5 protein-coding genes are annotated in these 6392 nt (G+C 40.6%); 1 reads left to right on the top strand and 4 read right to left on the bottom strand.

The annotated features are described in order from the left end of the window. Positions 1-382: 382 nt before the first annotated feature. A complete protein-coding gene (gene trmY / locus AB4653_RS11300) occupies positions 383-982 on the top strand; it encodes a tRNA (pseudouridine(54)-N(1))-methyltransferase TrmY (RefSeq protein WP_009846285.1) in 600 nt (199 codons plus the stop codon). A gap of 137 nt (positions 983-1119) precedes the next feature. Here trmY and AB4653_RS11295 read toward each other — a convergent pair whose 3' ends face one another. From AB4653_RS11295 to AB4653_RS11280, 4 genes are all read right to left on the bottom strand, one after another. Then, positions 1120-2193 carry an HlyD family secretion protein gene (locus AB4653_RS11295; RefSeq protein WP_083784025.1) on the bottom strand — a complete coding sequence of 358 codons (1074 nt, stop codon included), beginning with the start codon at positions 2191-2193 and terminating at the stop codon, positions 1120-1122. After that, positions 2160-3476: a glycosyltransferase gene (locus tag AB4653_RS11290; protein ID WP_009846283.1), complete on the bottom strand. Its 1317-nt coding sequence runs from the start codon at positions 3474-3476 to the stop codon at positions 2160-2162. The genes AB4653_RS11295 and AB4653_RS11290 overlap by 34 nt, the downstream gene beginning before the upstream one ends. Then, complete coding sequence (locus tag AB4653_RS11285; protein ID WP_009846282.1) at positions 3463-4818, bottom strand: diguanylate cyclase; 1356 nt, start codon at positions 4816-4818, stop codon at positions 3463-3465. The genes AB4653_RS11290 and AB4653_RS11285 overlap by 14 nt, the downstream gene beginning before the upstream one ends. Before the next feature lie 412 nt (positions 4819-5230). Then, positions 5231-6331 carry a permease gene (locus AB4653_RS11280; RefSeq protein ID WP_102258224.1) on the bottom strand — a complete coding sequence of 367 codons (1101 nt, stop codon included), beginning with the start codon at positions 6329-6331 and terminating at the stop codon, positions 5231-5233. Positions 6332-6392: the final 61 nt, after the last annotated feature.

Here is a 6392-nt window from a genome sequence, read left to right as displayed (position 1 = left end):
CTAGCTGGTTAAAACGCTTAATAACTGCGTTAGAAATTTTGATAGTAGAATAACTACTTATCGAAACTCTTTGTCGAATAGAGCCGCCTTGTTCTCAAGCCTTTTCCCTGCGCTATTTATGATCACTTACTGTGATTGGTATAAGTCACCTAATAATTTGCGCATACTATCTATGTAAACCTTGGTTAGCTTCAACCTTTACCATCTTGTAATGTGGTCACTCTCTATTTAATACGTAGAGTTCTTGTGGTCAGTACTATACATAACTCCATTTGACTTCATTAATAGAAAAGAGTTACATACCGCCATAATTTTTAGTTATTCATCAATTCATGTTGATTAAGCCTATTTCGCTTTATCACATACTGACAAGGTACATCCCATGCGTTCATTTGTATTACGCGCTCGCGCAGCCCCTACAGAGAGCAAACTTATCTTAGAAGGTGTTGGGCAAGACGCTCATACTGAGATTCTGGCTCATACTCTGATGAACACGATCTTCGTTGCTCAATCACACCGTGAGAATGTCACCGTGCACCTTGTATTAGAAAGTACTAAAGACTTTTCACGTACGATCACTTTCGATTCAAATGAGATCACTAACATTGGTGGCTTTCATGAATCGGCATTGTTATCAGCGGTAGTAAGAGCGGTTGATGCTTCTCAAGGCATGATAAAAGAACAGACACGTCAGGTTGAACCGGGCATCACTGTTCGTACTATGAGTTTTGAAAAGTTGGTTAAAGAACTGGCTGAAGACCACCAGCTGTACATGATGGATAAGAAAGGCGACTTTATCCGTGACGCAGAGATTGCGGAAAACCCATGTTTCCTTCTAACTGACCATATCCCTATGCCGAAGAAAAGCTACAACAGCTTGAAGCGTTTAGGGACAGAGAAAATCAGCTTAGGTCCAAACATGTTGTTTGCTTCTCAGTGTGTTGTATTGATCAACAATGAACTGGATGTACGTGGTTTTTGATATCCACAGCTCTCTCTACGATAGTTCTCTCTAAAGCAGAGGTCACTCTAAAACAACAGTTCGCTATAAAAATAGCTAGCCCTAAAACCATAAATGGAGCGATATACGCTCCATTTATGGTCAAGTTAGCGTGCTAATTAAAAACGCACTTCGACGGTCATCCCTTCAATCCAATATTCTCTAGGCAAATCAGCCGTAAAGTTCAATGCTACTTTGAGATATGCTGGCTGCCCTTCAAAAGGGCTTGCTAATTGAGTCGGCAACTTACTGACGATTTCTACCGAATCTGCAATCTCAGCCTCAAAAGTACTACCATTAGGAAACCTTACCTTGGTATGAGCTCCTATTATCGCATTCTCTAAATATTTAGGGTCTAAATACGCGACCACTTGCGGGATGGTATTCTTCGCTATCGTTACAAGCTCGTCACCTTCGAACACTCTCTGTCCTTCAACGACATGGATATCGACAACGCGACCTTCATAGGGAGACTTAATCGCCAATCCTTGTTCAACAACACGTTTAAGTGCTAGATCTTTCATTAAAGCACGTCGAGCCTGACTAACCGGACCCGCTAATTCTCTTTCTTGTTCAGCTAATTTCGCATTTTGATAATCAAGTTTTTGTCCATTAAGCTGATTATTAAGTGAGTTACTCATTCCCACTATACTTGCATAGTCCACATCGGATACCTGACCTTTTTTCCTATATTCTTCATATCGCGTTTGAATTTGCTGTACCGTGTTTAAATTACTGCGCGTTTCTTCAATGCCTTTCAAGTGCAGTAAGCCAATATCATCAGGAGACCTGATTTCTAAATCTAATAACTCAGCATGAAGAAATTCGATTTGCGCTTCCACTTCCATATTAGTCAACTGAATCGCTGTCTCTGATTTTAGGATTTGACTTCCATCGTCTACTGGAATTGGGCCGACTACTCCTGCAACTTTAGAGGTTAAGGTTACAGGATGCGAGGTAATGATTGCCGGAGCAATAACCAGAAAATTTGTCTTTAAGAAAAAATACGCTACGAATAATAGAGGGCTAACCACTAAGCTTAGGATTAAATACCAACGAAAGCGGTAGCCTCCTCTTTTCGCTTGTCCGTAAGCAACTTTGATACCATCATCCGATTGAGGGTTATTCTTTTTATCAAGATGAAATTTCACTTTCATTGTTAAAACCTTTTGCCTTTTTTCAATACCCACCAAGGAGCCATACTGGATTCTTCATGACTTCTTCTAAATAACTCATTCACCATAGAGAACGCCGTAATCAACCGCATAAAGAACTGATAAAACGGATACAAGATTAGCCATTTTGCCATCTTAAGATCTTCTTTCGCTCTTTCGGAAACCAACCCAATATAGACAGTAAAAAACAACAACACTGTCGACAAATAGACGCAATAGATAAGGATCAGAAGTGCAGCAACAAGATCGAAGGGGTAAGCCCAAAATATGTAAAACATGAATAGCGAAACTAGAATGGGCAGCAATACGTTTTGTAGAACGCCATAAACTAAAGTAAATATAAAGTTTCCCCAACCGAGTAATCTAGGGGTTAGACCTTCATTGTGTTTCCTTAAAAACAGAAATAATAAGTCTCCATCCCATCTTAGCCTTTGTTGTACCAACCCTTTCAGTGTATTGGGTACATCAGTATGGCCCACAGCTTTGGGTGTAAAAGCGAGTTTATTGTTTGGATGTCTTTTCTTGTACTGTTTGAGCCTCATCGTTAAGTCGAGATCTTCAGCAGTATGGGTATCCCACCCTCCAACTTGCTTCAGAGTGTTCTTTCGAAAGGCACCAAATGCTCCTGATATATTATTGAGAACACCCCAGTTGGATAGCCCCGTCTTACCAGCTTGCATTGATAACATATATTCAAGAGACTGCATTCGCGTAAGCAAATTTTCTTGCCAGTTTCTAACGCGTAAAGCACCTCCAGAAGCAATCACATTCTTATCAGTAAATTGCTTCATCATTTGTAACGCCATGTCGTTATCAAAAGAAGTATCACCATCAACATTAATAACAAAATCGCCGGTAGCGTTATCTAAACCAGCATTTAACGTTGATACGCGACCTCCTCTTTGCCACTTAGGAATGACACGAACATCTCTGTTTCTTACCGTTTTATGTCTTTGCTCCCCTCGCATTGCAGCTAAGTAGGTATCTTCATTTTGAGTTGCTCCATCGACTACGGCTAAAATCTCAATCTTTCCGGGATAAAGCTGTTCAACAAGCGTGTCGATCGTTATCTCAATTGCATCTCCTTCTCCATAACAAGTAATTACAAACGAGATGCTTGGGTATTCTTTTATCTCTATGTCACTGGCCGAATAAGACCAGCGAAAGATTCCACTTAACACAAGCAGAAAGAGTGGGAGCTCCACCATAATCATCATGGGGAAAAGCATTAGCCAAAGCTCAGAGTTCTCTAAAAGCATCCCCCAGAAGTACTGTTGGAGATCAAGGCTAACTGACAGCATAGATTTCACTGACTTTACTTTCTAACCAATAACCAACATCTTCTTTCATTGTTGGATCGGGTATACCCCATGCAAAGACATTCAGCGTGAAATCGTCATCTTCGATTAAAGAACAAAGTGCTTCTATTTTCTCGCGTAATACTTCTATATGTTCCATCTTAGCTTTAGGCATAAATACAAGAAGAACATCGCTTTTAAACTGACAACAAATATCAGAATCTCTAAACAATCCGTTTAAACGCTCTGTAATTTGCTCGATCAAAGCAAACATTTTTGCGTCTCCATTTTTAGACACATACTGCGCTAAATCAGGCAGGTGTAACCCCAATAATAAGTGCTCTTCTTCGTGGCGAAGTGCAATCCTATTAACCCAGCTAAGAAGATTAGAAAAATACCCGCCGTCTACTTTCCCGCTTAAGGTCAGTTCAGGCGCCGATAGCTTCACTCCATGACGGAATATATACTCTCCCTGAACTCCAAGTTTCAGCGAATAAATCTTCCTAACAACCAACTTTGAAATATCGTTTTTTGTACCACACTCGAAACAAGAAGCTAATGTCTCCGCCTCAGAAAAAGAGTGAGAGCATGAGTTACATGTATGAGTTTCTAAAGGGCGATCATAATCCACTCCAATATGTCGAAGCTGAGTCAAACATTTCGGGCATTCTAATTTTTGATTGCGTTTGAAAAGCCCTTGTTCAGCAACATGGCCACACGTGAAACAATGGAGAGAGGTACGCTCAGTAATATCAATGTCTTTGCAAGAAGGACACGCTTCGATGTAGTTTAAGTGGGCACTGGCACATTCATGACACACTCTTACTCGATCGATTAAATCCTCAATTTCAAAAGTGTCTCGCTTAGTCTCTGATAATACAAAACGATAAGTTGAACTTAACTCCGGATAGTAAAGCTCCACTAACGGATAGGAATATATCGATTTATGAGACAAATATTTGTGAGGTGATAATCGACGTCTTTGATCCAAGCCTAACCACCCAACAAGAGGGTCTAATGTATCCGATGTGTCGATAATACTTTCTAACGTTCTGCGGTGTTGAATCACCTCTTCTTCAACACTTTCTGGATTTAAAGTGCCGTCTGATAAACACTCTGATAATGCACTATCTTCTAAAATATAAATCTTCCAAGACCAAAATTTCCTGCTACGGTGGAGTTGGCTCATCACGTCGTCTTGCGAACTAAGATCGCCATTTAGAACTATGACGCCGCCCAATAATTCAGGGAGTTGATTAATGTCACTGACTGGCACGAGCTCAAATGATTCTCTGGTTTCAAGTGTAGGGGTTCCAAGGCAGTAAATTTTCAACTTATCTTTCATTCATTAACTCCAAGTCTTTTGACGTTGTCATCGTTGAATTAAAGCTAAACAAACGTTAATTTTGAACGATGCTATTTCATTATTCACCCTTACATAAATACTAGATATCGATATGAAAACCGTCCAATAATTAGCCAAAAAGATTAAATAGGATCACCAATTAATTAACACCTACGAAACATAAATATCGTTAATACTTGGCATCAAAGCGGTTACATTCAAGTCTAAAAGTAGGGGTTGATGAGTGTTATTTTCGATAGCAGCACTTCCGGAATAATAGCGTTCTCAAAAAAATTAAGCCTAATGCCCATGATTTTTTGACCTCCTAAACACAAAAAGAGCTCAACTAAGTGAGCTCTTTTTTATTATCTATATCTTGCTATCAATGGAGTTATCTAGGAATCAGACCCGATTAACCAAAGATGAAGCTGTATAGGAAGCCTGCCCCCATCGCCATGCTTAGGATAACGAATAGGAATGCTGCAATCATTTGGTTCTTGAAGATTGATTTAAGCAGGATAACTTCCGTTAAACTTGCACCTGCACTACCAATAATCAATGCCATTACCGAACCCAACGCCATGCCTTTCTGAACTAGAGCAGCACTTAATGGGATTACCGCTTCAGCACGAATGTACAGTGGAATACCAATCACGGCTGCTACTGGAATCGCATACCACATACCTTCACCAGCGTACTGTGCAATTAGGTCTGTAGGAATGAAGCCGTAGATGAATGAACCAATCGCAATACCCATCATTAGGTAAGGGAAAACTTGTTTGAAGTCTTTCCAAGTTGAGAACCAAATTCTCATCCAACGGCTAGGTTCTTTCTTCTCTACAATTTCAGCAGTCGCGCTTCCATCCGCAGAACAGCATGAAACCGTGACTTGTGGCTCTTCTTTTTTAGAATCGCAGCAAGATGTCTCTTTCGCCATTGCTGGCGCAGGCTCACCACATGCACTTGTACCACATGAAGATTCCGCTTTAGCCGTTGCTGCTTTCTTAGGAGTAGAGTCACGACAACTAGTGCCACAGCTTGAAGCAGAACCTGTCGATTCATACGCTTCAGGTTTGACGTAGCGTTCAAAACCTAACTTCTCAAGTGCGTAACCAGCGACTACAGATACCGTCATTGCTACAAGGAAGTAGAACACAGCGACTTGCCAACCGAACGTAATCACGAACAAACCAATGATCACTGGGTTCAATAGTGGGCTACCGAATAGGAACACCATCATTGGACCGAAACCCGCTCTTGCACGCAGCAATCCTTTTAGGAAAGGAATGGTCGAACATGAACAGAAAGGTGTAATTGCACCCAATAGTGCAGCAACCACATACCCCTTACCATTACGTGAGCTCAGGATAGATTGAATCTTTTCTGGTGTAAGGAACTCTTGAAGAATCCCAACAATGTAGCTGATCGCTAAAAAAAGGATAATTAACTCTACTGCTAAGAAAGCGAACATATCAAGTGCGTCTTTTAGCATTGTTAACATTTCATTGCTCATAATTAACTCCAAACTGGATTGAAGGTCGGGCTCTATGAGAAAAGTAACCAACCCTTAATTT

This window comes from Vibrio sp. 10N.222.48.A3, assembly GCF_041475345.1.
GTDB lineage: Bacteria > Pseudomonadota > Gammaproteobacteria > Enterobacterales > Vibrionaceae > Vibrio > Vibrio tasmaniensis_A.
The sequence above is the reverse complement of the archived record's forward strand: the minus strand, read 5'-3'. Positions and strand labels throughout refer to the sequence as shown.